The sequence below is a fragment of the Pantoea sp. V106_11 genome (genome assembly GCF_029967885.1).
In the GTDB taxonomy this organism is placed as follows: Bacteria; Pseudomonadota; Gammaproteobacteria; order Enterobacterales; family Enterobacteriaceae; genus Pantoea; species Pantoea ananatis.
The window spans coordinates 229,869-256,140 of sequence record NZ_JASCAK010000037.1 but is presented as its reverse complement, the minus strand read 5'-3'; the positions used below and the strand labels follow the sequence as shown (position 1 = coordinate 256,140).

Below are 26,272 nucleotides of genomic sequence, written 5' to 3'. Positions count from 1 at the left end.
GCTATCCTGTTACTATCTGCAATAACCTGCCCCACGCATGCCAAAATGAAAATGTGTTGCATGCGCAGTATTATAATCCGGCCCAAGCGCATTACCAAAAAAGTGACAACCTGTTCGCCACAATCCGTGAAGTAATAGCGCTTTCTCTTCAGGTTGCTGCCAGTGTTGACTGACCACCAGCCGCTGACCATTGGCCAGACGATAGGCCGTTATATCCCAGGCGTCAGCAGTGGCATGTTCGCTTAGTCGCCCCTGAGTTCGGTGATAGATATTACGACAGGCATAACTGCCAACATGCTCAATGCCCACCAGCCGGGTGCCCGACTGCTGAAGAATCTGCTGACTGCTGTGAACCACATACAGGGTGGCCGCAACGGCCATGGGACAGCTGGCCAGAAAGCTGCTGCTGAGTGATACTGCGCCCATTTTTTGCACTCTCAGCGGCTGAGCTAGCGGACACTGGCCGGCGATGGCTGGTTGCTGGCTGAAACTCACCCGTCCCGCCTGCTCTGCCCGACGCATGACGTCAAGACAGGCGGCAGGATCATTTTGCAGACGCTTGATTTTCAGCCGCGTCATCCAGCCTGGCGGATCGGTCACCGACAGAGGCGTGAACGGATTAAACTGCGGGGGTAAGTGCTGTTTCAGCCAGGGCAAACTCATCCACCCCAGTCCGGTCATGATAATAAGCAGGACAAGCGTGCGCATAATGCCTCTGATGTGAAACAACCAATAATGAGGAAGTGTAGAAGCGCCGTGCGTTGTCTGCCCCGGAGATAACACAAGGTGATGAAATATTACCTAATCTGACGTAAAAACCGCCTGCTGGAAGCAAAAATGCTCTTTTGATGAGTATGTTGTCTGATATTGTTAAAAAATGATTACCGTTTTTATCCTTACTTCCTCTATCTTATGCCCAATTGTTTCAGACACTCAGTCATCCTCAACAGCCATCAGAGCTGACACAACATCAAGACAGGAAAGACAATTTCATGGTTGATCACTCTCACCACACGCAGAGCCCGCAAGGCTCAGACACATTGCGGCGTAATCTGCATAACCGGCATATCCAGCTCATCGCTATCGGCGGCGCTATCGGAACGGGTCTGTTTATGGGCTCGGGAAAAACCATTAGTCTGGCCGGCCCGTCCATCATTTTCGTCTATATGATCATCGGCTTTATGCTGTTTTTCGTCATGCGCGCAATGGGCGAATTGCTGCTGTCGAATCTGGAATACAAATCCTTTAGCGATTTTGCGGCCGACTTACTTGGGCCGTGGGCGGGCTACTTCACCGGTTGGACATACTGGTTCTGTTGGGTGGTCACCGGTATCGCCGACGTGGTGGCTATCAGCGCCTACTTCCAGCTCTGGTTTCCCGGGTTCTCCATCTGGATGAGTGCGCTGTTGTGCGTCTTTGTCTTTTTGTCGTTGAATATCGCCACGGTGAAGATGTTCGGTGAGATGGAATTCTGGTTCGCCATCATCAAAATTGTGGCGATTGTCGCCTTAATTGTGACCGGAATCGTGTTGGTTTCACTCCACTATCCTTCTCCCGGTGGCGGTACCGCAGCCCTGAGTAATATCTGGGATCACGGCGGTATGTTTCCCAAAGGACTGAGCGGATTTTTTGCCGGGTTTCAGATCGCTGTGTTTGCCTTTGTCGGCATTGAGCTGGTCGGTACGGCCGCCGCCGAAACACAGGATCCGCACAAGGTCTTACCGCGCGCCATTAACGCGATTCCCTTGCGCGTCATTATGTTTTATGTCCTGGCCCTGATGGTAATCATGTCTGTCACGCCCTGGACAGAAGTGATGGCCGATCGCAGTCCGTTCGTTGAGATGTTTGTTTTAATTGGTCTTCCGGCGGCGGCAAGTATCGTGAACTTCGTGGTATTAACATCTGCCGCCTCATCGGCTAACAGCGGCATTTTCTCGACCAGTCGCATGCTGTATGGCTTATCACAGCAGGGCGTTGCCAGTCGGGCTTTTGGGCGGTTATCTGCGCGCGCCGTTCCCACGACCGGCCTGTTCTTCTCCTGCTTCTGTTTGCTGTGCGGCGTAGCGCTGATTTATCTGATTCCGGATGTGATGACCGTCTTTACTCTGGTCACCACGGTTTCGGCCATTCTGTTTATGTTCGTCTGGACCATCATCCTGTGCAGCTATCTGGCCTATCGCAAAAAATTTCCGGAACGCCATGCGGCATCTAACTTTAAAATGCCGTTGGGTAAATTCATGTGTTGGGTTTGTATGGCCTTCTTCGTGTTTATCCTCGTCCTGCTCACGCTACAGGAGGATACACGTCAGGCATTAATGGTGACGCCATTATGGTTTATCCTGCTGGCCATCGGCTGGCAGCTGCGTAAACGCACGCGCCGTTAACCCCCAGCAGAAGAAAGCCCGACAAAAGTCGGGCTTTTTTTATAACTGCTCAGCAATATGGCTGAACGTGCGCTTCAACGTGCGCCCGGCGGACGGGAGGCGCTGCGGCCGGGCATCCGGACGCTGTGCCGTTCCCAAACCAAAGGTGAAGGTGTAGCGGTCATCGTCGCCCATACGCAAATCGGCGATGGTGATCTGTCCATCGCGCTCACTCATGGCATAAAAGCCGTGGCTGAACCACGCAATGCGCTCTGCAAACCAGTTCCCCTTGAATGATGCAAATAATTCAGGATGACGGGGCCGCCAGGTCACCGTAACGGGACGCCGCGGCGACAGCAAAGACCAGTAAGCTTCCCCATAACGATCGGGCGTGATAATGACGCTACGCCAGACAAGGGTATTTAGCGCCGTGGGCGTGACCAGCACCTTGTTTGTTGCAATGCCCTGCTGTTCAAGTGACTGTTTGATCTGCCCGTCCGCGACCTGCTGAATCAGCACGCTCCAGACGAGATAGGCCGAGCTCAATGCCAGTCCCGCGCGGTTCCAGCGCAATCCCCGATCGCTGCGACGCCACAACGCCACCGCTAAGCCAACGAGCAGCGGTAAGGTATAAAGCGGATCGACAATATATATGCTGCCGATCGCGTAAGGATGATCGGTAAGCGGTAATCCCAGTTGCGTGCCATATACCGTCATCAGATCGAGAAGAGGATGGGTGATCAGCGCCAGCCAGATGGCGGGCCACCAGGCCGTCCATGCTGGCCCGGCACGACAAAGCAGTGCAACCAGCCAGGCCACTAAGGGGGAAAGCAGCGTCAGATAAAGCAGCGCATGGCTTTCGGTTCGGTGCAGCGTCATATTGCGGATAGCATCACCGTGATCGAGAAAGACATCAAGATCCGGCAACGTTCCGCAGGCCGCGCCGATAATGGCGGCCTGCCAGGCCGGAACACGGCGGCCCATCACCGCCAGGGTTACTGACGCGCCCAGTACGCATTGTGAAACAGAATCCATCAGCCCGCTCCAGTGTTTATTCCTGTATTCAGTATGGCCTTGTTCTTTTAACGCACCCGAATACCTTCAATAATAATGCGCTGAACGTTCTCTACCGTTTCTTCAAAAAACAGCGGATTAGTGAGCCTGTTTCCCGTAATGGCTTCAACCTGACTGGCAAAATCGGCGTAGTGCTGCGTGGTTGCCCAGAGCATAAAAATCAGGTGTTGGGGCTGAATACCCGCCAGCCTTCCTTCGGCTATCCAGCGCTGTATAATCGCTGTTTTATCATCCATAAGTTGTTTTAAATCCCCCGCCAGTTCACCTTTCAACAGGGGCGCCCCCTGGAGCATTTCCAGGCAAAACAGCCTTGATGCCTGCGGATGGTCCCGGGAGACTTCAAGTTTTAGGCGGATATAGTGCCGAATGGCTCTCAAAGGATCCTGATCGTGGCTCAGTGCACGCAGGGGCGCCAGCCAGACATCCAGGATCTCTTTCAACACGGCAATATAGAGCGCTTCTTTGGAAGGATAGTAGTACAGCAAATTCGTTTTAGAGACACCGGCGCGGTCAGCGACTTTTTCCAGTCGCGTACCGTGGATGCCAAACTGGGAAAAAAAGCTCAGCGCGGCCTCCAGAATAGCCGCCCGTTTGGCAGCGACGGCCACTGAGCGGCGCGTGGGCACTGATTGTTCCTTTTTCATAGGGTTCCCCTCGCCTGACACTGTGTATCACAGCAAGCTCATGAATTTGCCACGTGATAACAGTGAAGGTTTAAACGCTGCGGTAATGTCAGTAACACGCACAACGACAACATCTCTCTCAGAACAGGCGCAATAACCGACTCGCGCTTTCGCGTCATCCTTTTGACCTTCATTCGTCCCGCGAAGAGGCTGAGGGTATCGCTTTGCGGCGCTTCAGACGCAGTTCACTGATAATCACGCCGCAGACGATAAAAGCGCCACCAAGTATCGCGGCTGCCGGCAAACGTTCGCCGGCGATGCGCCCGACCACGCCCGCCCATACCGGCTCTCCGGCGTAAATAACCGTTGCCCGCGTGGGCGACACGCTGCGTTGTGCCCAGTTCATCGTCACCTGGATAAGCGCACTGGCGGCACCCAGACCTAATGCGCTGAGCAATAACGGCGTCGACAGGGCAGGCAACGTTTCCCCGTTGGGAAGCATAAAGCAGAAGGCACAGAGTGAAGCGACGGTAAGCTGTATAAAGGTCACACGACGAACATCAACATGACCGGCAAATCGGCTGATAAGAATAATTTCGCCCGCAATCGCCAGGGTACTGATCAGCGTGGCAATCTCACCCTGATTGAGCACCACCCTTCCGTCCTGCGGCCCCGCAACCAGTATTAAGCCGCAAAACGCCAGTAAGATACCCAGCCATGCCATTAACGGAGGTGGACGCCGTAGGAACAGCCATTGTAAAAGCGGCACAACCGGAACATATAAGGCGGTCAGAAAGGCCGACTGGCTGCTGGAGATGGTCTGCATTCCCCATGTCTGCAGACCGTAACCCGCGGCAATGGTCAGGCCGATAAGCGTTCCCGCCTTTATTTCAGTCCAGCTGATTGCGGCAAGGTAACGGCGAAAAAAGAGCGCCAGCAGGATGGCCGCAGTGGCAAACCGCAACCCAACAAAGAAAAACGGGCCTGAGTGCTGCATCGCCCGATGTACCACTAAAAACGTCCCGCCCCAGATCATCGTAATGAAAATAAGTACCCATTCCTGACGCGTTATACGCACGGTCAGTCTGCGCGTCGTAGTCGACATAGTTCACCTGCCTGATTGATTCAGGCGCTATTGTGATCGGCGATGCCGGGTAATGCAATGTCACTCGCCGACGCGCTGACCCTGAAGACGAATAAAACGCGCTGCCGCCATCGGTAATGGGCCACTTTACCTTTCCGCACGAGATGAATCCGGTCAGGCGCGGCATCATGTCTTACCGCTTCTGTTGCACGCCGTAGCATCTTTCATTGCGCCGCCTTTATAAACGGACAGGCTTTGATGAGTCATATTCCGAGTTTGATGAGTCATATTCCGAGAAGGATGCGCGACGACATGTTGCAACCCCCCGAATTAGATGACCTTCAGGCTTTCAGGGCTTTCAGGGCTTTCAGGGCTTTCAGGGCTTTCAGGCAGAAATTTACATTTAGAAACATAGCAAACGCTAAGAATCGCCCTGGAATTAGAATATTAACCCCAACAAAACCCCATTTTCAGCGTTTTTTAAGCCGTTAGGCCGAGTGCGTGCCAGCAGTTGTTCAAAGCTCTTCTATACTTTTGGGTGTGTTGAATAACCCCCGGAGAGACCAATGGCCAAGATTCTGGTGCTGTACTATTCAATGTATGGACATGTTGAAACCATGGCTAACGCCGTGGCAGAGGGCGCCCGCAAGGTACCGGGTGCGCAGGTAGACGTGATGCGCATTCCTGAGACTATGGACGCTGACCGCTTTGCAGACGTTGGCGGTAAAACGCAACAGTCCGCGCCTGAAGCCACGCCTGAGATATTGCCGCAATACGACGCCATTATTGTCGGCACACCTACCCGTTTCGGTAATATGTCCGGTCAGATGCGTACGTTTTGGGACCGCACAGGCGGCCTGTGGGCATCCGGCGCGCTGTACGGCAAAATCGCCAGCGTCTTTGCCTCAACGGGTACAGGCGGCGGCCAGGAGCAAACCATTACCTCCGTCTGGACCACCCTCGCCCATCACGGCATGGTTATCGTTCCGATCGGCTACGGCACGAAAGAGATGTTTGACATTTCTCAGGTGCGGGGCGGCACGCCTTATGGCGCAACCACGCTGGCAGGAGGAGATGGCTCACGTCAGCCTACGGAAGAAGAATTGATCATCGCCCGTTTTCAGGGTGAACACGTTGCCGGACTGGCAGCAAAACTTAAGGATTAAACGCCCGGAAGGAGATCGTTATGTCGAATAGTCAGGCAAAAGCCCACCATGTTGGCGAATGGGCCAGCTTACGTCACACCTCACCTGAAATTGCCGAGGCCATTTTCGAAGTCGCCAATTATGACGAACGCCTTGCTGAAGAAATCTGGCGGCAACAGGGCAGTGACGACGTATTAATCCGTGCATTTGAAAAAACCAACCAGGATGTCCTTACCTGGGACGACAAAACGGTAGAACGAAAGAACGTTTAGCAGCATGGCGGGCTATCCCGCCATGCTTTTTTTATCGCTGACCAAGGAGCACTCTATGTCTTCCTATCAAAGCATCAACCCTGCAAACAACCAGTTAATGAAAAGCTGGCCTTCCCACGACAGCGCGGCGGTAAGTCATGCGCTGGAAACGGCCGACCGCCTCTATCATTCAGACTGGAGTAAAGGCGACATCCAGCCACGCCTCCAGGTGCTGAAAAAACTGGCTGATCTGATTGATGACCGTGCGGAAGAACTGGCTGCCATTGCCAGTAAAGAAATGGGCAAGCTAATAGGCCAAAGCCGCGGTGAAGTGCAGATCTGTTCCCAGATTGCGCGGTACTATGCCGAGCATGCGGAGCGCATTCTTAAGCCACAACCTTATGACAGTGAACTGGGCGAAGCCTGGGTTGAATATCATCCTATCGGTGTGCTGGTGGCGGTTGAGCCCTGGAACTTCCCGTATTATCAGCTAATGCGCGTGCTGGCACCCAACCTGGCGCTGGGAAACCCTGTACTGGCCAAGCATGCCAACATTGTCCCGCATTGTGCTGACGTATTCGAGAAGTTGGTCAGGGAAGCCGGCGCACCCGAAGGGGCCTGGACTAACCTGTTCATTTCTACCGATCAGGTGGCGGAACTGATTGCCGACGATCGTGTTCAGGGCGTAGCACTGACCGGATCCGAACGTGCCGGAAGTGCTGTCGCAGAACAGGCTGGTAAACATCTGAAAAAATCGACGCTGGAACTGGGCGGCAACGATGTCTTCGTGGTAACTGAGGACGCCGACCTGGATGAAGCCGTACGCCAGGGCGTGCAGGCGCGTCTGAGCAACTGCGGTCAGGTTTGTACGGCCGCTAAGCGCTTTATCCTGAATGAGAAAATTGCGGATACCTTTATCGATAAGTTCAGCGCGGCAATGAATGCCGCAACGTTGGGCGATCCGCTGGATGAAAAAACCACGCTCGGTCCCCTTTCCTCCGCCGACGCACGCGATCGTCTGGTAAAACAGGTTGATGAGGCAGTGGCGAAAGGTGCCCGTCTGATCACCGGCGGTAAAGCCGTGGCAGGCGTGGGCTGCTTCTATCAGCCCACGGTCCTGACCCACATCACGCGCGACAATCCTGCTTACTTTGAGGAGTTCTTTGGCCCCGTCGCGCAAATGTACGTGGTAGCTAACGACGCAGAAGCGGTGGCGCTGGCCAATGATTCGCACTATGGGCTAGGCGGTTCGGTGTGGACACAGGACATTGCGCGTGGCCGCAAGCTGGCATCGGCGATCGAAACCGGCATGGTCTTTATTAACTCGCAAAGCGATACCTCGGCTGAGCTGCCGTTTGGCGGCGTTAAACGTTCGGGCTATGGACGTGAACTGTCCGATCTCGGCATTAAAGAGTTTGCTAACCAGAAGCTGGTGGTCGTTGCAGGCCAGGCCGGTTGATTCCGGCAATAAAAAAACCCCGTCTCGACGGGGTTTTTTCTTTTCGGGTACTGTGCAGGATCAGTTGGCGGTAGCGGGTTGCTTCGCCTCACCGGTTTCAGCTTTGGTCTGCGCATTACTGCCAGGCGCATTGCTGCTGCCAGCCGGGGCCGCACTGCTGTCGGCCTTAGCCTTCTCATCAGCCGCTTTTTGCGCGGCAGCCTTATCTGCTTTGGCCTTTTCGTCTGCGGCTTTCTGCGCAGCCGCCTTGTCAGCATTAGCCTTTTCTTCAGCCGCTTTATCCGCTTTAGCCTTCTCATCAGCCGCTTTCTGCGCGGCGGCTTTGTCGGCGGCCGCCTTATCAGCATCCGCCTTTTGCGCCGCATCGCCCGCCGTGGCCGCTTTCGCATCCTCAGGTTTCGCCGCAGTCGCAGGCTGTGCCGGCTGGGCTTCCGCAGCAGGTTGCAGCGCCGTACCCTGTAGTGCGCTGTTCAGCACCTGGGCAAACTGATCCCAGCTGCAGTATCCGTTAGCGTCTGTCGGGCAACCCGCCAGTTGAAGCGTAACGCGCTTAGGCGGCTTCTTAAGGCTCAGAACCTCTGCATCGCGCAGTTGATCGGCGGTCTGATAAACGTATTCGATTTTAAGCAGATCTTTATTGTTTTTCGCATCGTGCCAGCGTTCAAACACCACCTGACCGCCGATTGGCGTTTTTTCGTAGGTCTCAGTTAAGTCATAAGGCTTAACCTGTAACGCACTCAGCAGTGACGCAATGTTGGAGTCATGCCCGACCATCAGCGTAACTTTAGGTGAGTCTGACTTTTCCTGATCGATCAGCTGGCTGCGAATGTAGTCCACCAGTGGCGCGGCAACATCGCGTGCAACCTCAGGCGTGGTAAACAGCGTGTCCTGATAGCCATTTTTAATGGCGGATAGTGCCTGCCACTGTTCAGGGGTTTTGATTTGTCCCCAGGCGACCTGATCCAGCGGGAAGCCTTCATAATATTGCAGCGTAAAGGCATCCATTAGCGAATTGCCCACTTTTAGTGGCCCGTTCACGCCGGGTTCTTTACCGTTTTCAACGATAAAGGTGTTCTGGCCATTGCTCAGATCGCACTGCTTTTTGTTATTACAGGCAGGAGAGGATTTGTAGTCAACAATCTTCTCGAGCCGCTGAAAAGCGGGTTTCAGTGACAGCTTTTCGTTGGCAGCGGTCATTCCGGCCAGCGCTTTCTTGATGAATTCTTCGTTCCCGTCTGTAATAACCGGATTAAATACCGGATCCATGCTGCCCATTTCATCCTGGTGAGTCACAGCAATGTCACAGCCCGGGAAGGCACCATTTACGAAGAACTGAGCCGTTGCCACGGTACGCTGCAGGCTGTTGGCGTAGACAAAGACGCTGTTGCTGTCCGGACAAACGCCATTTTTTACCAGCCCCTGCTGAGCAAGCCACTGACGGGTATAGTTACCCATGTACACTTCCAGCACGCCGCCTTTAGTGGTCAGCTGTCCACCCGGCACATCCCACTCCGGCCAGGTTTTTTTGGTGGATTGCGCCAGCACGCTGCCGTTATCCGCAAGCGGTGCACGCAGGTTATGGCGGCTGAACATTAACACCTGCTGTAACTGCATATCGTTGTCAGCGGCCTGTGCCAGCGTTCCAATCGGTAATGCAGCAAGTACCGACAATGCGCAAAGACTCAGTTTCTTGATCATTGTGCCTATTCCATTCATTCAGTAAAAAAACACTCTGGCTATCAACCGATTAGCTCGCATCAGAGCGACGTGGCGAATAGTGTAACTCAGCTTGCCCCTGAAAAGCGCCAGGCAACAGCAAAAACAATTAATGGACTATAGCAGAGATGCCAGATGCCGTTCAAAACCGCGCAGTCCGCTGAAAAGCAGGAAGAATTTTAAACGGGCGTGAGAAGAGAAAACAAAACGAAACAGGCCAGCACACTGTGCTGGCCTGTAAAATGTGGCGGAGGAAGAGAGATTCGAACTCTCGGATGGTTTCCCATCGGCGGTTTTCAAGACCGCTGCCTTAAGCCGCTCGGCCATCCCTCCGGGTTGTAACACTACTGCAAAGGCAAGATGATATTATGCTGTCTTGCCTCTTCATGCCTGGTGGCAATGAAGTGGCGGAGGAGGAGAGATTCGAACTCTCGGATGGTTTCCCATCGGCGGTTTTCAAGACCGCTGCCTTAAGCCGCTCGGCCACCCCTCCGCAATGACGCGCACTATAAACATCCCCTCTGGAGATGTAAAGCCTGCGATAATCCGTTCGCGTGAAAAACAGCCAAATTCGCGTTATTCGTTGGCTAAATCGCCATTCTGCTCAAAGAATTAACACCTTAACGCGTAAAGAAGGGTAAAACGGCTTTTCCCTCTTTATAGGGCTGCGTATTCTCAGAGCATATTTGGTGTTCTGCCTTACAGGAGCGCAACATGGACAGAATAGTTTCTTCATCATCGCGACAGTCATTACTCAGCACGCACAAAGTGCTGCGTAACACCTATTTTCTGCTGGGCCTGACGCTCGCCTTCTCAGCGGTGACCGCCACGGCAAGTACACTTCTGGCATTACCGGCACCCGGTTTAATTTTGATGCTGGTGGGCTTCTACGGTCTGATGTTTCTGACCTATCGCCTGGCTGACAGCCCAATGGGGATTTTAGCCGCCTTCGCCTTTACGGGCTTTTTGGGTTACTGCCTGGGGCCAATCTTAAGTTCTTTCCTGACGGCAGGAATGGGCGATGTGATCGCGCTGGCGTTAGGCGGTACAGCGCTGGTGTTCTTCTGCTGCTCCGCCTATGTGCTGACAACAGGTCGTGACATGTCATTCCTGGGCGGCATGATGATGGCGGGCTTCGTGGTGTTACTGGTGGCCGTTGTGGCTAACCTGTTCCTGCAGTTGCCTGCTCTTCACCTGGCGATTAGCGCCCTGTTTATCCTGTTCTCTGCTGGCGCCATTCTGTGGGAAACCAGCAACATTATTCATGGCGGCGAAACTAACTATATTCGTGCCACAGTAAGCCTGTATGTTTCCCTGTATAACATCTTTGTTAGCCTGTTAAGCATCCTGGGTTTTTCCCGCAGTAATTAATCGACGCCGCTGGCGCGATACGAACCCCGCTCAGGCGGGGTTTTTGCTTTTTCTGCGGTGCCATTTTGCTAAACTGCAGCCCGAATGATAATGAGGACGCGTTATGAACTATAAGGGTGACGAAATAGCTGTGGATGCCGAAGGCTATTTGAAAAACCACCAGGACTGGAGCGAGGAGCTGGCACAGCAGATTGCTGACAACGAGGCCATCGTAATGACGGAAGCCCACTGGGAAGTCGTGCGCTTTGTCCGTGACTTTTACCTGGAATTTAATACTTCTCCCGCCGTACGTATGCTGGTGAAGGCGATGGCGAAAAAGTATGGCGAAGAGAAAGGTAACAGCCGCTACCTGTTTCGGCTGTTTCCTGAAGGGCCCGCCAAACAGGCGACAAAAATTGCTGGCCTGCCCAAGCCTGCCAAATGTCTTTAATTAACCGGTGGTAAAGCTGCGGGGGAAGTCGCCGGGCTGATGCGGCTCCAGCAGCACCTTTTCCACATGGGCCGTGCGCGGCCCACCGGCTTTTAACCATGCGATTAACGCCTCGACCTGCTCTGCCTCACCGCAGGCGAGCACCTCAACCCGGCCATCATCAAGATTACGCGCATAACCCTGCACACCGAGCGCGTTGGCTTTCGCCTGTGTGCTGTAGCGAAAACCCACGCCCTGCACGGTGCCCTGCACCCAGGCTTTGTAACACATGCTCGCCATGGTTCTCTCCCGCTGTTCGTTGCAATTTGCCGTTATCCACTGGACAATAGCGCCTCATTTTTTCAGGTAAGCATAGCAAACTATGACAGTTCGATTGATTCTCGCCAAGGGACGTGAAAAGTCCCTGCTCCGTCGTCATCCCTGGGTTTTCTCTGGGGCCGTCGCCCGCCTTGAAGGGAAAGCCCAACAAGGGGAAACCATTGATGTTTGTGACAGCAACGGTAAATGGCTGGCGCGTGCCGCTTATTCACCTCAGTCACAAATTCGCGCTCGCGTCTGGAGCTGGCAGCAGGACGAATCTGTCGATATCGCTTTTTTTGTCCGCCGTTTTCAGCAGGCACAAATCTGGCGCGACTGGCTGGCTGCACGCGACGGCCTGGACAGCTATCGTCTGATTGCCGGGGAGTCCGACGGCCTGCCAGGCGTGACTATCGATCGCTTTGGTCAGTTTCTGGTGCTGCAACTGCTATCTGCCGGCGCGGAGTATCAGCGGCCCGCCATTATCTCCGCCTTGCAGCAGTGTTTTCCGGATTGCGCTATCTACGATCGCTCAGATGTCGCAGTACGTAAAAAAGAAGGTCTGGAACTGACCCAGGGAACCGTAACCGGTGAACAGCCTCCCGCGCTATTGCCGATCACAGAGCACGATATGAAGCTGCTGGTAGATATCCAGGGCGGACATAAAACGGGCTACTACCTTGATCAGCGAGACAGCCGCTATGCCACACGCCGCTATGCCAAAGACGCGCGCGTGCTGAACTGCTTTTCTTATACCGGAGGCTTTGCCGTTTCGGCATTGATCGGCGGCTGTAAAGAAGTGATTAGCGTTGATACGTCGCAGGATGCCCTGGATGTGGCACGTCAAAACGTCGAACTGAACGGTTTAGATCTGTCCCGTGCCCGGTTCCAGCGCGATGACGTCTTTAAGCTACTCCGCCGCTACCGCGATGAGGGTGAGAAATTCGATCTGATCATTATGGATCCGCCCAAATTTGTTGAGAACAAAAGCCAGCTGATGGGCGCCTGCCGTGGCTATAAAGACATTAACATGCTGGCCATTCAGTTGCTGAATCCAGGCGGGATGTTACTGACCTTCTCCTGTTCAGGCTTGATGGCAACAGACCTGTTCCAGAAAATTATTGCGGATGCCGCGCTGGATGCAGGCCGTGACGTCCAGTTCGTTGAGCAATTCCGCCAGGCTGCCGATCATCCTGTGATCGCCACCTACCCCGAAGGTCTTTACCTGAAAGGTTTTGCCTGTCGCGTCATGTAACTTGAAAAAACTGTCTTTGCCCCCATCTCTTATGCAGGACAGTTTTTTCGGAGGTCATCATGATTGCCAGTAAATTTGGTATTGGTCAGCAGGTTCGTCATCGGTTATCCGGCGTGCTGGGTGTGATTGTCGATGTCGATCCTGAATATGCGTTAGATGAGCCACAGCTGGACGAGATCGGGGCAACTGACACGTTGCGCAGCGCGCCCTGGTATCACGTGGTCATGGAAGATGAAGAAGGCAGTCAGGTCCATACCTACGTCGCCGAAATTCAACTTGCCGGTGAAACCAGCCCTGAACATCCAGAGCAACCCTCTATGGATGAACTGGCCGCATCGGTACGTCAGCAGCTCCAGGCACCGCATTTGCGTCACTAACAGTGGGCGGCAATCTGTTTGCCGCCGTTATTGTTATTGCCCCATTCCCAGTCGCGGGATTTCAATTTTCGGGCAGCGATCCATCACGACCGTCATGCCCGCATCCTGCGCCAGCACGGCAGCCTGCTCATTAATCACGCCCAACTGTAACCAGAGCGTATCCGCACCGACCGCAATGGCTTCCTGCGCGACGCCCCATGCCGCTTCCGAATTGCGGAACACATCGACCATGTCAATTTTTCCGGGGACTTCTGCCAGCGAACCATACGCGGTTTGTCCCAGCAGAGTCTGACCTGCAAGCTTAGGACTGACCGGAATCACTTCATAACCCTGATCGAGCAAATACTTCATTACCCCATAGCTGGGGCGTTCGGGGCGATCGCTGGCGCCTACCAACGCAATACGTTTTGTGCGGGTCAATACGTCGCGAATAGTCTGATCATTCATGGGCTTCTCCTTTCTGTCTGCTCTTCATTGTAGTTGAGCCTTTACACACTCGCGGGGCGTTGCAAATACATATTGTGCCGCTTCGCTGGAATAAATATGTATAATTGTAAACTTAATGCCATAATGTAAGAATTTGCTACATCCATTCATTTTAACCGGAGTCGAAATGAAGCTGTCAATGGCTGTAACGGGGTTCATTGCTCTCCTCGTTTCGGCATCCTGCTCTGCTATTACCCTGAAGCTTGATCCTCAAATCACGTTGCTGGTTTTGGACGGTCGCAAGATCTCCGGCTCACTGCTGAAAGGGGCTGACAGTTTAGAGCTGGATCGGGGTCAACATCAGTTCCTGTTTCGGGTGGAACAACCGCCTGGTGACAGCAAAACTCCTTCTCAGTACTATCAGTCTGTGCCGATGATCGTGACATTCACCGCCGAAGCCAGGAGCATCGCTATCCGCCTGCCTCCGCTCAGCAATTCACGAGAAAGACATAACTTTGACCGTTCACTGGCGTTCAGGCTGGTTGATGAAAAGGGTAAAGAGGTCTTTAGCGTGCGCGATCGCCTGCCGGTTACGGCTGGTGCGGATGTTGAAAAAGCGATGGTCAGTTACAATCGTATGGGCTTAGCGGCTTCGGTGCCTCAGTTCGCCAATCTCACCACCCCTTCCCCATCAGCACAACTTACTGCCGATCTTGCCTGGTCGGTTGAAACTACTACGCCGTCAATTCAGCACTGGTTTCAGCGTTTCGATGAGGCCACTCGTCAACAGTTCATCAATCTGGTCAAAATGCTGCGGGCAAGTTGATAGTGTGAAATGGCGCAGGGTAAACTGCTGCAACGGGCGTTTTTGCTCCTTTGCATCAGGATGCTGTTATGGAATACACCTTACGTACGCTTGGAAAACAAAAACATATCGCGCTGGTCGCTCATGACCACTGCAAAGACTCTCTGCTGGATTGGGTGACGCGTAATCAACCCGCGCTGGAATCTCATATTCTTTATGCGACAGGCACGACAGGCAATCTCATCAATCGTCACACCGGCCTGAACGTAAATGCAATGCTGAGTGGCCCAATGGGCGGAGACCAACAGGTTGGTGCATTTATTGCCGAGGGCAAAATTGATGCGCTAATCTTTTTTTGGGATCCGCTAAATGCGGTTCCTCATGATCCTGACGTCAAAGCGCTGCTTCGTCTGGCGACGGTCTGGAATATCCCGGTCGCCACCAACCGGGCGACCGCCGATTTTATCATTCAGTCGCCGCTGTTTGATCAGCCCGTCGATGTCCGTATTCCGGATTATGCACGTTATCTTGCCGATCGCCTGAAATAACTCAGGCTTTACGCAGCACCGGCACGTCCAGCTCGCGGAAGGTCTCGACAAAGACCGAAGGTTGCTGCTTATCAAACAGCAACCAGACCTGCTGGCGCGCACGGGTTAACGCAACATAGGCCAGTCGCCGCTCTTCCGCATCCGGAAACGCTTCGGGCTGAGGCAGCAAGCCTTCCTCAATGATGGACTCGCGCTGCGCCGCCGGAAAGCCTTCTTTACCTTGCTGAAGCCCCAGCAGAATGACGTAATCTGCCTGCTGGCCCTTACTGGCATGAATGGTCAGAAAATCGATGTTTAATTTTGGCCAGCGGGTTTTGGCTTTATCCAGCACGTCAGGACGCAGATAGTGGTAACGTGCCAGTATCAGCACCCGCTCGTGGGGCTTTGCGTAGCCACTCAGCTTATTCAGCAACGGCTCCAACTGATCCTGCGGTAACAGGGCAATGGATTTTTTATTGCCCTTAACCAGGCTGTTTAAGGGTTTGCGCAGCTGATGCGGATTCTGCTGGATGAAGCGATTTGCGACTTCACCAATCCGATCGTTAAAGCGATAGGTCGTGTCCAGCACGCAGCGATCGCCCTCACCAAAATAGTGATGAAATGCCGTTGTGAGGCTCATTTCAGCCCCGCTGAAGCGGTAGATCGCCTGCCAGTCATCGCCAACAGCAAACAGCGTAGTGCGCTTGTTTTGCTGGCGCAGGGCGCTGAGCAAGGCTGCACGCTGGGGCGAAATATCCTGAAATTCATCGACCAGAATATGCTTCCATGGGCTGATAAAACGCCCCTTTTCCAGGATCGCTACGGCCTGATGAATCAGCCCTGAAAAATCGACGGCGCCCTCTTCCTTGAGTGCGCTTTTCCAGGCCTTCAGCAGCGGTGCCATCAGCTTGATGCGTTTACTGAACAGCTCCCGTAGCGCCTCAGGAACGCCGTCGATCATGGCGGCCTGTGCACCACCGTGCATGCGCATCAGGCTTAACCAGCGTTCGAGCCGCGGTGCCAGACGCTCAGCCAGGCGATCGTCCTGCCAGAAAGGCCCCTCGCCGACCTCCCACGCCAGTTCATCACGCAGCCATTGCCGCCAGCCATTCGCCTGGGCTTTCTTTTCATGGCATTGCTGACGCCAGATGTCGATCAATAATGCCCGGCGCGCGGCGGCGTCGCTTTCCAGTTTACTGATGACAGGCTGTTTATTACTGCCTTCGCGGATAATGTGCAGGGCCAGAGAATGAAAAGTACGTGCCTGCATATCCGTTGCCTGTAGCCTGCTTTGGATGCGGTCGTTCATCTCTTCAGCAGCATGACGGCCAAAGGCTAACAGCAGAATCTGATCGGCGCCGGCGAGTCGGCGTTGTAATAACCAGCCCGCCCGGGCAACCAGCACAGAGGTTTTGCCACTGCCCGCGCCCGCCAGTACCAGCACCGCATCCTCACCGTTTACCACGGCTTCAGCCTGAGATCCGTTAAGCGGCGTGGACTCAACCGTGGCGAAGAAATCCTGATAACGCGTGAGCATCGCAGCCGTCCAGTCGCGGTTACGCTGACGGATTGCGGCCTCGCCCTGTTGCAGCCAGTGTTGGCAAAATGCCCAATTTTCCCGACAGGACTCAAAATCGTTGATGCGTGACAGCGGGAGTGGCAAGGCATCAAACTGCTTGAGAATTTGATCGTTAATCGCCTGCAGCTCACTGCGTTTTAACCAGCGGTCCTGCTCACTGAACCCGTTAATTTCAGCACGAAGGCCCTGCAGAACCGAGGCACACACGTCACTCATCTCATGGCTCCAGTCCTGCCATGCCTGCATCAGATAATGATAGAAACGTTGTGTCTCCTGCCATTCAGTGCCGTGCAAACGCACAACCTTATTGTCCGCCAGCAGAAACTCAAGCTCTCCCCAGACCATGCCACGCTTACAGGTAATGTCCGACAACTGGTTAAAGGGAATCAGATATTCGTGTTTATCACCACTGACTTCAACACCAGCGGTCAACAGGCGAACACGATTGTAAGGATGCTGGGCAAGCCGTTTGCCCATGGATGTTGCTTTAAGTTCCACGCCGACACCAACGACCGAGATAAAGAGTAATCGGAGTTTACCTGTCAGACTCTTGACGCTCCAGCCTTAAAACACGCTAAACTGCGACATATCTTGCGGAGTGCAAAAGGAAAAGCGGTTATGCGCACTGTTTTAAATATTCTTAATTTTGTATTGGGTGGCTTCTTCACCACGCTCAGTTGGCTGTTCGCGACACTGATCAGCATTGTGCTGATCTTTACCCTGCCGTTGACGCGTTCATGCTGGGAAATCACCAAACTCTCGTTTCTTCCGTTCGGCAATGAGGCGGTGCACGTGGATGTGCTGCGTCCCGACAGCAAAAGTCACATCATGAACACCGGCGGTACCTTCCTGAATATTTTCTGGCTGATTTTCTTCGGCTGGTGGCTCTGCCTGTCCCACATCTCTGTCGGTATTGTGCAGTGTGTCAGCATCATTGGTATTCCGGTGGGAATCGCGAATTTCAAGATTGCGGCTATTGCACTGTGGCCGGTCGGCCGTCGGGTTGTCTCTGTGGAAGAGGCGCGTGCCGCGCGTGATGCCAATGCCCGCCGCCGCTATTAGTATTCTGTCCGGATGGCGTAAGTATCTTTTTAACAGCACCTGGCGTTACCTGCTGCGGATTCTGTTCGCCTTAACCGGCTGTGCAGCAGTGCCCTGGGTGCTGCAGCAGATTGAATGGACCATTCCCCTCACGCTTGGGGTGGTCGCCGCCGCGCTGGCCGATCTGGATGATCGACTGGCGGGACGTTTAAAAAATCTGCTGATTACCCTGTTGTGCTTTTGCGTTGCGTCGGTTTCAGTGGAACTGCTCTTTCCCCATCCGCTGGCCTTTATTATCGGTTTGGCGATCTCCACCTGGGGTTTTATTTTGCTGGGCGCCCTCGGGCAGCGCTATGCGACCATTGCTTTCGGCGCCTTGCTGATTGCCGTTTACACCATGTTGGGCATCGGACTGTTTTCCCAGTGGTATCTGCAGCCCATCCTGCTGCTGGTCGGCGCGCTCTGGTATAATCTGTTGACGCTGTTGGGCCACGTCATGTTTCCCGTTCGCCCGGTTCAGGAGCAGCTGGCAGCCAGTTTCTCGCAGTTAGCGCAATACCTGGACGCCAAAGCTAACCTGTTTGATCCGGACGCCGATGCGCAGGATGATGCCACGTTTGTTGAGGCGGCGATGGTGAACAGCCAGCTGGTCGCCCAGCTTAATCTGACCAAAACCACACTGCAAAGCCGCTTACGCGGCGACAGGGGCTCACGTGGTACCCGACGCAGTCTGCACTACTATTTTGTTGCTCAGGATATCCACGAACGCGCCAGCTCTTCTCATCTCCAGTATCATTTACTGCGCGGCAACTGGCGCTATAACGAAATTCTGTTCCGCTTTCAGCGCCTGCTGAATATGCAGGCTCAGGCCTGTCGGCAACTGGCCCGGTCTGTTTTACTGCGCGAACGCTGGGAACATGACAGTCGTTTTGAGCGTGTTTTTGAACGCTTACATAATGCGATTCAACGCCTTGAAGATAGCCATCCGGATGCCACGCATACCCGGGCCCTGTTTTGGTTATTACGTAATCTGCAGGCGATTGATGCGCAACTGGCTTCTCTCGAATCTGAGCAGGCACTGGCCGACGATCCGCAGCACAGCGACAACATGCTGTCACGTGAAGAGATCAGCGGCTGGAGCGACATCAAGCTGCGCTTCAGCCGCCACCTGACGCCCTCTTCGGCCCTGTTCCGTCATGCTGTCAGAATGTCAGTGGTAATGTGCACCGGGTACGGATTCATTCAGGTTACCGGTCTGGAACGAGGCTACTGGATTCTGTTAACCAGCCTGTTCGTTTGCCAGCCCAACTACAGCGCGACCCAGCGCAGGCTGGCACTGCGCATCGGCGGCACGCTGGCTGGCATTGCCATTGGGTTGCCATTGCTCTGGCTGGTGCCCTCAGTAGAAGGCCAGCTGTTTCTGATTGTCGTGACGGGCGTACTCTTCTTTGCTTTCCGCCAGGTGCAATACGCGCATGCCACCTTGTTTATCACCCTGCTGGTTCTGCTCTGTTTTAATCTGCTGGGTGAGGGATTTGAGGTCGCGCTGCCGCGGGTAGTGGACACCTTACTGGGCTGTGCGCTGGCCTGGCTCGCCGTGAGCTTTATCTGGCCTGACTGGCGTTTTCGTCAGCTTCCGGCCGTTGCCACTCGCACGCTTAATGCCAACTGCCGTTATCTTGATGCGATCATGGAGCAGTACCATCAGGGCAAAGACAATCGTCTTGCTTATCGTATTGCGCGACGTGACGCCCACAACGCCGATGCTGAGCTGGCATCGGTGGTATCAAATATGAGCAGCGAACCCCGTACCAGCACTAAGCTCAGGGAGTCGGCATTTCAGTTACTCTGCCTGAATCACTCCTTCCTGAGCTATATCTCCGCTCTGGGCGCTCATCGCGACAAAGTGACCCAACCAGCCCTGCTGGCCCTGCTCGACGACACAGTATGTTATGTTGAAGATGTGCTGCAGACGGATGTCGTCAGCGACAGCCGGGCAGAGAAAATGCGTATGGAGCTGGTGCAGCGCATCGCGCAACTGACCGCCGAGCCCGATCCGCGTGCGCCGCTGGTTTTGCAACAGTTGGGCTTGCTGGTTGCCCTGATGCCCGACATTGCGCGCCTGCGACGCTCGCTGGACAGGCGCTAACGGCCTTTTTCTTTACATTCCGGCGTACTGAGTGCGGCCTGATACCATTCGCCTAACTCGGTTTTAATGGTTTGTGGCAGCGCCGCATGATGATGGCCGGAAATCGCCCCTTCAAGCGCTAATAAGGTTTTAAGGCCGAGGTGTTGATTATTGCGCCGCAGCCTTAACCAGCACTGCCTGGCCCCCGTTTCACGCAGATGTTTGACGGTACAAATACCTATCTCATGCAGCATCATTTCCAGTCGCAGGCTGACGTTTGGTAAGTCTTTTAACCGCACCTTACCCAGCCGCTCATTGTGCTCACGTTGGGCGGTCTGCAGAGACGCAGCAGAAAGGCGAACCAGATGCTCCGGATGCGCCCACAGGCGATCGTCTACCTTAAAATAGTTGAGGCTTACCGCAATACCCCGCTTATGGAATGTCAAGGGTTCCAGCGGCTGCTTTGCCCCATATTCCCGTAATGCTTCACTGGCACGTAAGTAGAGTTCGTCTTCTTTTACCAGCGCAAAAACCACGCGCTCAACAGCCAGTGCGTAGCCACCGAACTGGGTACGGGATTCAATTTTGCCCAGCGGTGCCAACTGCTGTATTGAGCGTAAAATTATCCGCTTCTGTTTCTTCATTTCATCACCTCCTTGTAACAAAAGCCTGCTAAAAATCTTACTATTCAGGAAGTTAGAAGATAATTAAATTCAGTTAGAGGTTCAATGAATAAATCCGTTTAAAGACAAGCTGATGCAAATTTTGCGAGGCGTTTTCAGAAATTCAGGTTGATCTTTATCCAGGATGCCATTACTGTACATCCATACAGTCAACTGCTGAGTGATTAATTTATGCGCACCCAACATACCAGTAATGTATGCTCTGCTCACCGTTACGCTTCGTCCTCTGTTCCGGCTACTCATAAAGGCTGGATTACTGAATTACGCTATAGCGAACAACCCGGAATGATGCAGATGCTGCTGTTACCACTGCTTCAGCAATTAAGCCAGCAGTCTCGCTGGCAGCTGTGGTTAACCCCCGCGCACAAGTTGAGCCGGGTCTGGATGCAGGAAGCCGGTTTGCCACTTGAGAAAAGTATGCATATCGCCGATGCTGAACGTTACAATGCCGTTGAAGCGATGATCAAAGCGCTGCGCACAGGAAATTACAGCGTGGTTTTGGCCTGGATTCCTTATGAATTAGACGTGGACGAACGTCGTGAACTTGAACGTGCAGCAGCGGAAGGAAAGGCGTTGGGACTGATTTTACGCTCGGGTGAAACCCTCAAAACGGCAGTAAGACCAGAAAACTCGCTAAAAATTCAGTCTGATTTGTTTCATTAAGTAAAAAATGAGATTTATCTCAAGCAGTTTTTTATCTCGCTCAAGGCTAAGGCACTGATTCTGCTCCCCCCAGCAATGACAACGGCTTAGCCCCCATTTTGTGGGGTAAGCGCCTCACAGAAGTTCAGGGTAAATTGTTAGAATTTATGTATAAAACACTGTTTTTTTACATAAGTGCCTCACATCACACTTGTAAGTTTCCAATCTCGTTGTAGACTTTATCTCGCCAGGGTGCTCAATAACCTCCGTTTTTTGCGGTAGAGTCATAAGCGAGCGTTTTGACCCGGCGAAGGATTAAACCAAGAGCAACCTTTATGCTCATTGCCTATTTGGATGATAACGAGGCGCAAAATGAAAAAGACAGCTATCGCAATTGCAGTGGCACTGGCTGGCTTCGCTACCGTAGCGCAGGCCGCCCCAAAAGATAACACCTGGTACACCGGTGCTAAACTGGGCTGGTCTCAGTATCACGACACTGGCTACTACGGTCACGGTTACCAAAACAACGACGGTCCAACTCATGAAAGCCAACTGGGCGCAGGCGCGTTCGCTGGTTACCAGGCTAACCCATACCTGGGTTTCGAACTGGGCTATGACTGGTTAGGCCGTATGCCTAATAAAGGCAACCAGGTAAATGGCGCATTCAAAGCACAGGGCATCCAGCTGGCTGCTAAACTGAGCTACCCAATCGCAGACGATCTGGACATCTATACCCGCCTGGGTGGCATGGTATGGCGTGCAGACTCTACTCAGCAGAACCTGGCTACTGGCACTCGCATCAGCGACCACGACACCGGTGTTTCTCCACTGGCAGCCGTTGGTGTTGAATATGCTCTGACCAAAAACTGGGCAACCCGTCTGGATTACCAGTGGGTTAACAACATCGGTGATGCACAGACCGTTGGTGCTCGTCCAGACAACGGCATGCTGAGCCTGGGTGTTTCTTACCGCTTCGGTCAGGATGATGTTGCTGCGCCAGCTCCGGCTCCAGCACCAGCTCCAGCGCCAGTGGTACAGACCAAGCGTTTCACTCTGAAATCAGACGTTCTGTTCACCTTCAACAAATCAACCCTGAAGCCAGAAGGTCAGCAGGCTCTGGATCAGCTGTACAGCCAGCTGAGCTCCATGGATCCTAAAGACGGTTCAGTTGTTGTTCTGGGCTTCACCGATCGCATCGGTTCAGAGCAGTACAACCAGAAACTGTCTGAGAAACGTGCTCAGTCAGTAGTGGATTACCTGGTATCTAAAGGTATCCCTGCTAACAAGATCTCTGCTCGCGGCATGGGTGAATCTAACCCAGTAACTGGCAACACCTGTGACAGCGTGAAAGGTCGTAAGGCCCTGATCGACTGCCTGGCGCCAGACCGTCGTGTAGAAATCGACGTTAAAGGCATCAAAGACGTGGTAACTCAGCCACAGGCTTAAGTTATCCGTTATGAAAAAACCCCGCTTATGCGGGGTTTTTTTTGGCCTGAATTTGTCAATGCTGCTCATCCCGTATCGCGAAGTCTGAATCCGTAATCTATCGCGTGAACTCAGGACTCTTTTTCAGACCCTGGATGACCTAATATTGCCTGCAGATCCTGCTTTAACGTTGACATCTGACTGGCATACTTCTCTTTACGTTCGGCATCTTCAATAAGCTGTACGATGGTTTCAGACAGCGTATTGTTACGACGTTGCGCCAGCCCTGCCAGTCGCTGCCAGACCAGATATTCCAGATCGATTGATTTTTTTCGGGTGTGCTGGTGCTCAGCATTGAAGTGACGTTTACGCCGGGCGCGGATAGTTTGCTTAAGCCGGTTATCGAGGTCGGGGTGAATATGCTGGCTGATCCAGTTGTTTATCTCTACCGGATTATTTTCCATCACCAGTAATTTATCCACCGCGGCCTGCGCAGCGCTAAGTTCAAGGTGACGCGTGATCAGTTCACCCTCCCGATGTTTTTTCACCAGGTATTTCCACTTCCATCCACTTTCAAGATTTTCGAGCTGCTGGTATTTCATCGGAATCTCATCGTGATCGCGTAACAAACTAAGAATAACAGCTTTTTTACCGGATGCAGCAACGAAAAACATGCTGCCAGCGTCACAACATCTGAATGAACTCTGCAGTGCTTAAGCAGGGTGAATCCTGTATAATCTCGCTTTTCTCAAAACAGACAAATGCGATTATTTTGACCAGCACTCAACTTACGTGGCAAACCTTACAGCCGGATAGCACGCAATATCAATCCGTTTTCTCCCGAATCGCTGATGAAGAGACCGATGCCCTGGCAACGGTACAGCCCCGACTGCTGAACGCGCTGGCCCACTTACATCATCAAAGTCAGGGTCTTCCCCTGCTGCTGGTTCGCAGCCAGGAAAACCGTGAATACCTTGCGCTGATAGCAGAGGCGGCTCAACGCGTTATGGGTGAGTCATCAACCCTGTCAGGCGGTGACTACCATATTCTGGCCGACAACGTCACGTTGCAACCGCCTACCGACAGCCAGCGCCCTTTTACCAGCCAGGGCGGGATTCACTATGCTGACTGGATCGAGCAGGAGCAGCTGTTTGGCTGCGTGCGGATGCACAAAGATCGGATCCAACTTGAGCCAGGGCTGATCCATCGCGCCAATGGCGGAACGTTAGTCCTTTCACTTCGTGCTTTACTCACTCAGCCGCTGCTGTGGCTGCGTCTGAAAAAGAGCATTGAGCAAGGCTACATCGAGTGGCAATCCCAGGACGAACGTCGTCCCCTGCCGGTTTCCGTGCCTCCGCTCCCGCTCAAGCTTAATCTGGTGCTCTGTGGCGAGCGCGATACGCTGGCCGATTTTCAGGAGCTGGATGCTGAAGCGCATGAAATGGCGATCTACACCGAATTTGAAGAAAATATTCAGATTGTGGATGAAGACGACATGCTCGCATGGTGTCGCTGGACGGTCGATCTGGCCGGGCAGGCTGATATTGCTGCACCCGACGAAGACTTCTGGCCCGAACTCATCAAAGAAGGTGTACGTTACAGCGGCGATCAGGATACGCTTCCGCTCTGCCCTCGCTGGCTGCTGCGCCAACTGCGCGAGACCGCGTTGATGGGAGAGACGCTCAGTGCTGAAGCGCTGCGTGACGCCCTGGAAGCGCGCCTGTGGCGTGAAAACTACCTTAATGAACGTATGCGTGATGAAATCCTGCTACGACAGATTTTGGTTGAAACGGAAGGTGAGGTCGTCGGCCAGATAAACGGCCTGTCGGTTGTGGAATATCCCGGTCATCCGCGCGCCTGGGGCGATCCCTGCCGTATTACCTGTGTGGTGCATCCTGGCGACGGTGAATTCACCGACGTCGAACGCAAAGCGGAGTTAGGCGGCAATATTCATGCGAAAGGCATGATGATTATGCAGGCCTATTTAATTGCTGAACTGGAGCTGGATCAGCAACTGCCCTTTTCCGCTTCGCTGGTATTTGAACAATCCTATTCCGAAGTTGACGGCGACAGTGCATCGCTGGCAGAACTGTGCGCATTAATCAGCGCCCTTGCCGGTGCGCCACTGAATCAGCAGATTGCGGTTACGGGCTCGGTGGATCAGTTTGGTAATGTGCAACCGGTTGGTGGGCTGAATGAGAAGATTGAAGGATTCTTTGATATCTGCCATCAGCGCGAGTTAACCGGTCAGCAGGGAGTCATTATTCCCGCCTGTAACGTTCGTCACCTTAGCCTGAACCAACAGGTGGTGAGCGCGGTGGAAGAAGGACGCTTCCATATCTGGGCGATCGACAGTGCGGATGAAGCGCTGCCGCTGCTTACGGGGAAAATATGGAATACGGAAGACGGCGAAGGCGAATGCCTGCTGCGCACCATTCAGGAGCGCATCAGTCAGATGAATCAGCCTGAGCCCTCACCGCGATCCTGGCCGCTGCGCTGGCTTAACTGGTTTAACCACCGCTAATCCTGTTTGCTCAGCGTACAACTGTTCGCTAATATTCGTGATTCACTAAAAGAAGGCATATTAAGAACATGGTAGATAAACGCGAATCCTATACCAAAGAAGACCTGATTCTGTCCGGTCGCGGTGAACTGTTCGGCGAAAATGGTCCACCGCTTCCATCCGGCAATATGCTGATGATGGACCGCGTGGTCAAAATGACCGAAGACGGTGGTAAATACGATAAAGGCTTCGTAGAAGCTGAACTGGATATCAATCCGGACCTGTGGTTCTTTGGTTGCCACTTTATTGGCGATCCGGTGATGCCCGGCTGCCTGGGTCTTGATGCAATGTGGCAGTTGGTTGGCTTCTATCTCGGCTGGTTGGGCGGCGAAGGCAAAGGCCGTGCGCTGGGTGTGGGCGAGGTTAAATTCACTGGCCAGGTTCTGCCAGAGGCGAAAAAAGTCACCTACCGTATTCACTTCAAGCGTGTGATCAACCGTAAACTGGTGATGGGCGTTGCAGATGGTGAAGTGCTGGTTGATGGTAATCTGATTTACACCGCCAGCGATTTAAAAGTCGGTCTGTTTAAAGATACCGCAGCGTTCTAATCGTTCCCCAGAAACGAAAACCTCCGCTTAGTGCGGAGGTTATATCCCTTTTCAGTGACATCCGGCTAAGCAGCAGCCGACCTGTCCTCCATGGCTTGTCGCCAACCTCCCAACCAGTGAGACTTAGCATCTATCATTTGATACGGACACATCTCTTTAGAGCGTCCTGTAATACCTGCTTGATAACCACGTGAATGGGCGCGCTCAAGGCGGTCTCGTTTCTGTCTCTTCATACTCCGTGTCCCTCATGTAAGGTCTGTGGAATCTGGTGGAAAGAAAAAGGTGACTAATAAATGTTCAGCCACCCTTTTGTTTTACTCGCTCTGTATGAAAAGATCAATGCGCAATATTCACGCCAATGTCACAAATGTGACCTGAAGTGGACATGAATTTTCTGTTTCGTGATGTAAGCCTATTGCTTTATCCACATGATTTATATAGAAACCCGATGTTATGTCAG

27 protein-coding genes and 2 tRNA genes are annotated in these 26,272 nt (G+C 53.3%); 16 read left to right on the top strand and 13 right to left on the bottom strand.

Features of this window, described 5'->3' with window-relative positions; genetic code table 11:
• Positions 1-12 precede the first annotated feature (12 nt).
• Positions 13-708 (bottom strand): extensin family protein, encoded by a 696-nt coding sequence (locus QLG08_RS20005; protein WP_014593363.1) that lies wholly within the window; start codon positions 706-708, stop codon positions 13-15.
• Positions 709-992: 284 nt separating this feature from the next.
• Between QLG08_RS20005 and cycA the strand changes: the two genes are divergently transcribed.
• Positions 993-2,384, top strand: a complete 1,392-nt coding sequence (gene cycA / locus QLG08_RS20000) for a D-serine/D-alanine/glycine transporter (RefSeq protein ID WP_238493071.1) — start codon at positions 993-995, stop codon at positions 2,382-2,384.
• 39 nt (positions 2,385-2,423) lie between these two features.
• Here the strand turns inward: cycA and QLG08_RS19995 are convergent, their stop codons facing one another.
• The 3 genes from QLG08_RS19995 to QLG08_RS19985 all read right to left on the bottom strand — a co-directional run bounded on the left by QLG08_RS19995 (position 2,424) and on the right by QLG08_RS19985 (position 5,165).
• Positions 2,424-3,398, bottom strand: coding sequence for a metal-dependent hydrolase (locus QLG08_RS19995; protein ID WP_238493072.1), 975 nt, complete (start codon positions 3,396-3,398; stop codon positions 2,424-2,426).
• A 47-nt stretch (positions 3,399-3,445) separates the two neighbouring features.
• Entirely contained in the window at positions 3,446-4,081 is a 636-nt protein-coding gene (gene rutR, locus QLG08_RS19990; RefSeq protein ID WP_014593360.1) for an HTH-type transcriptional regulator RutR, read from the bottom strand.
• Positions 4,082-4,250: 169 nt separating this feature from the next.
• On the bottom strand, positions 4,251-5,165 hold the full coding sequence (locus QLG08_RS19985) for a DMT family transporter (protein WP_015700632.1): 915 nt from the start codon (positions 5,163-5,165) through the stop codon (positions 4,251-4,253).
• A gap of 545 nt (positions 5,166-5,710) precedes the next feature.
• Here QLG08_RS19985 and wrbA point away from each other — a divergent pair.
• Genes wrbA through QLG08_RS19970 form a run of 3 tightly spaced genes read left to right on the top strand, consistent with a single transcriptional unit; the run spans position 5,711 to position 7,999 of the window.
• A complete protein-coding gene (gene wrbA / locus QLG08_RS19980) occupies positions 5,711-6,310 on the top strand; it encodes an NAD(P)H:quinone oxidoreductase (protein WP_013025294.1) in 600 nt (199 codons plus the stop codon).
• Between the two features lie 20 nt (positions 6,311-6,330).
• The gene (locus QLG08_RS19975; protein WP_013025293.1) at positions 6,331-6,561 is read left to right on the top strand and encodes a YccJ family protein; all 231 of its coding nucleotides are present in this window, start codon (positions 6,331-6,333) and stop codon (positions 6,559-6,561) included.
• A gap of 55 nt (positions 6,562-6,616) precedes the next feature.
• Complete coding sequence (locus QLG08_RS19970) at positions 6,617-7,999, top strand: NAD-dependent succinate-semialdehyde dehydrogenase (protein WP_024470944.1); 1,383 nt, start codon at positions 6,617-6,619, stop codon at positions 7,997-7,999.
• A 60-nt stretch (positions 8,000-8,059) separates the two neighbouring features.
• Here the strand turns inward: QLG08_RS19970 and agp are convergent, their stop codons facing one another.
• From agp to QLG08_RS19955, 3 genes are all read right to left on the bottom strand, one after another.
• Positions 8,060-9,697, bottom strand: coding sequence for a bifunctional glucose-1-phosphatase/inositol phosphatase (agp, locus tag QLG08_RS19965; RefSeq protein WP_238493074.1), 1,638 nt, complete (start codon positions 9,695-9,697; stop codon positions 8,060-8,062).
• 263 nt (positions 9,698-9,960) lie between these two features.
• Positions 9,961-10,048, bottom strand: a tRNA-Ser gene (locus QLG08_RS19960).
• Between the two features lie 72 nt (positions 10,049-10,120).
• Positions 10,121-10,208, bottom strand: a tRNA-Ser gene (locus QLG08_RS19955).
• A 221-nt stretch (positions 10,209-10,429) separates the two neighbouring features.
• Here QLG08_RS19955 and yccA point away from each other — a divergent pair.
• Both yccA and tusE read left to right on the top strand, forming a co-directional pair.
• A complete protein-coding gene (gene yccA, locus QLG08_RS19950; RefSeq protein ID WP_014606165.1) occupies positions 10,430-11,086 on the top strand; it encodes an FtsH protease modulator YccA in 657 nt (218 codons plus the stop codon).
• A gap of 103 nt (positions 11,087-11,189) precedes the next feature.
• Positions 11,190-11,516, top strand: a complete 327-nt coding sequence (gene tusE, locus QLG08_RS19945; RefSeq protein ID WP_013025289.1) for a sulfurtransferase TusE — start codon at positions 11,190-11,192, stop codon at positions 11,514-11,516.
• Here the strand turns inward: tusE and yccX are convergent, their stop codons facing one another.
• Positions 11,517-11,795 (bottom strand): acylphosphatase, encoded by a 279-nt coding sequence (yccX, locus tag QLG08_RS19940; RefSeq protein WP_013025288.1) that lies wholly within the window; start codon positions 11,793-11,795, stop codon positions 11,517-11,519.
• A gap of 82 nt (positions 11,796-11,877) precedes the next feature.
• On the opposite strand from yccX, the gene rlmI reads away from it, so the two are divergent.
• Positions 11,878-13,068 carry a 23S rRNA (cytosine(1962)-C(5))-methyltransferase RlmI gene (gene rlmI / locus QLG08_RS19935; RefSeq protein WP_013025287.1) on the top strand — a complete coding sequence of 397 codons (1,191 nt, stop codon included), beginning with the start codon at positions 11,878-11,880 and terminating at the stop codon, positions 13,066-13,068.
• A 59-nt stretch (positions 13,069-13,127) separates the two neighbouring features.
• Entirely contained in the window at positions 13,128-13,445 is a 318-nt protein-coding gene (hspQ, locus tag QLG08_RS19930) for a heat shock protein HspQ (protein ID WP_014606167.1), read from the top strand.
• Positions 13,446-13,478: 33 nt separating this feature from the next.
• Here the strand turns inward: hspQ and QLG08_RS19925 are convergent, their stop codons facing one another.
• The gene (locus tag QLG08_RS19925; RefSeq protein ID WP_013025285.1) at positions 13,479-13,892 is read right to left on the bottom strand and encodes a CoA-binding protein; all 414 of its coding nucleotides are present in this window, start codon (positions 13,890-13,892) and stop codon (positions 13,479-13,481) included.
• A gap of 166 nt (positions 13,893-14,058) precedes the next feature.
• Here QLG08_RS19925 and QLG08_RS19920 point away from each other — a divergent pair, with 166 nt between their 5' ends.
• Entirely contained in the window at positions 14,059-14,697 is a 639-nt protein-coding gene (locus QLG08_RS19920; RefSeq protein WP_014593357.1) for a DUF2057 family protein, read from the top strand.
• A gap of 68 nt (positions 14,698-14,765) precedes the next feature.
• The gene (mgsA, locus tag QLG08_RS19915; protein ID WP_014606169.1) at positions 14,766-15,224 is read left to right on the top strand and encodes a methylglyoxal synthase; all 459 of its coding nucleotides are present in this window, start codon (positions 14,766-14,768) and stop codon (positions 15,222-15,224) included.
• A 1-nt stretch (position 15,225) separates the two neighbouring features.
• Here mgsA and helD read toward each other — a convergent pair whose 3' ends face one another.
• Positions 15,226-17,280 (bottom strand): DNA helicase IV, encoded by a 2,055-nt coding sequence (gene helD / locus QLG08_RS19910; protein ID WP_013025282.1) that lies wholly within the window; start codon positions 17,278-17,280, stop codon positions 15,226-15,228.
• A 120-nt stretch (positions 17,281-17,400) separates the two neighbouring features.
• Here helD and QLG08_RS19905 point away from each other — a divergent pair, with 120 nt between their 5' ends.
• On the top strand, positions 17,401-17,844 hold the full coding sequence (locus QLG08_RS19905) for a YccF domain-containing protein (protein ID WP_014606171.1): 444 nt from the start codon (positions 17,401-17,403) through the stop codon (positions 17,842-17,844).
• Positions 17,825-19,972 (top strand): YccS family putative transporter, encoded by a 2,148-nt coding sequence (gene yccS, locus QLG08_RS19900; RefSeq protein WP_105087672.1) that lies wholly within the window; start codon positions 17,825-17,827, stop codon positions 19,970-19,972. Before QLG08_RS19905 ends, yccS begins: the two co-directional genes overlap by 20 nt.
• Here yccS and QLG08_RS19895 read toward each other — a convergent pair.
• A complete protein-coding gene (locus QLG08_RS19895; protein WP_014593353.1) occupies positions 19,969-20,595 on the bottom strand; it encodes a TfoX/Sxy family DNA transformation protein in 627 nt (208 codons plus the stop codon). The genes yccS and QLG08_RS19895 overlap by 4 nt on opposite strands.
• Positions 20,596-20,805: 210 nt before the next feature.
• On the opposite strand from QLG08_RS19895, the gene sulA reads away from it, so the two are divergent.
• Complete coding sequence (sulA, locus tag QLG08_RS19890; protein WP_013025278.1) at positions 20,806-21,297, top strand: SOS-induced cell division inhibitor SulA; 492 nt, start codon at positions 20,806-20,808, stop codon at positions 21,295-21,297.
• Between the two features lie 351 nt (positions 21,298-21,648).
• Positions 21,649-22,722 carry a porin OmpA gene (gene ompA, locus QLG08_RS19885; protein WP_015700636.1) on the top strand — a complete coding sequence of 358 codons (1,074 nt, stop codon included), beginning with the start codon at positions 21,649-21,651 and terminating at the stop codon, positions 22,720-22,722.
• Positions 22,723-22,832: 110 nt separating this feature from the next.
• Here ompA and matP read toward each other — a convergent pair whose 3' ends face one another.
• A complete protein-coding gene (gene matP / locus QLG08_RS19880; RefSeq protein WP_014606174.1) occupies positions 22,833-23,303 on the bottom strand; it encodes a macrodomain Ter protein MatP in 471 nt (156 codons plus the stop codon).
• Between the two features lie 95 nt (positions 23,304-23,398).
• On the opposite strand from matP, the gene QLG08_RS19875 reads away from it, so the two are divergent.
• Positions 23,399-25,225: a Lon protease family protein gene (locus tag QLG08_RS19875; protein WP_013025275.1), complete on the top strand. Its 1,827-nt coding sequence runs from the start codon at positions 23,399-23,401 to the stop codon at positions 25,223-25,225.
• Between the two features lie 68 nt (positions 25,226-25,293).
• Positions 25,294-25,812: a bifunctional 3-hydroxydecanoyl-ACP dehydratase/trans-2-decenoyl-ACP isomerase gene (fabA, locus tag QLG08_RS19870; protein ID WP_008925876.1), complete on the top strand. Its 519-nt coding sequence runs from the start codon at positions 25,294-25,296 to the stop codon at positions 25,810-25,812.
• A gap of 65 nt (positions 25,813-25,877) precedes the next feature.
• Here fabA and rmf read toward each other — a convergent pair whose 3' ends face one another.
• Positions 25,878-26,045, bottom strand: a complete 168-nt coding sequence (gene rmf, locus QLG08_RS19865) for a ribosome modulation factor (protein ID WP_006118662.1) — start codon at positions 26,043-26,045, stop codon at positions 25,878-25,880.
• Between the last annotated feature and the right edge of the window lie 227 nt (positions 26,046-26,272).